Here is a 423-nt window from a genome sequence, read left to right on the forward strand (position 1 = left end):
AGGGGCAGGCCATGCACGCCGAAACGCAGGCCGTGCTCGACCGCGCACACGCAGTGCGCATACAGGCTGGCGATTTTTTCGGACTGGGTCGGCAGGTCGTAGTAGGAGTCTTCGTGCTCCTGAAGCGCCCGGCCTTCGAGAAAGTGCGCCGGCTCGTCGAGCACGCCGGTGTCGCCCGTGGCCTCCACATAGCGGCACACCGCCAGTGGCAGCCACAAATAATCGTCCGAACAACGCGTGCGCACGCCGCGCCCCGACGGCGGGTGCCACCAATGCTGCACATCGCCTTCGGAAAACTGGCGCGATGCGCAGAGCAGCAGGTGCGCGCGCACAGCATCGGGCACGGCGTGGACAAGAGCCATCACGTCCTGCAACTGATCGCGAAAGCCGAAGGCGCCGCTCGCCTGGTAGAACGCGGTGCGC

General features: G+C 66.7%; 1 protein-coding gene. It reads right to left on the minus strand.

Annotation, left to right across the window (positions count from 1 at the left end; all coding sequences use genetic code 11):
• A partial coding sequence (locus QZH66_RS18520) for a hypothetical protein (protein ID WP_305807249.1) occupies positions 1–423 on the minus strand: 423 nt, incomplete at both ends.

This window comes from Stenotrophomonas sp. YIM B06876 (assembly GCF_030711595.1).
Taxonomy (GTDB): Bacteria; Pseudomonadota; Gammaproteobacteria; order Xanthomonadales; family Xanthomonadaceae; genus Stenotrophomonas.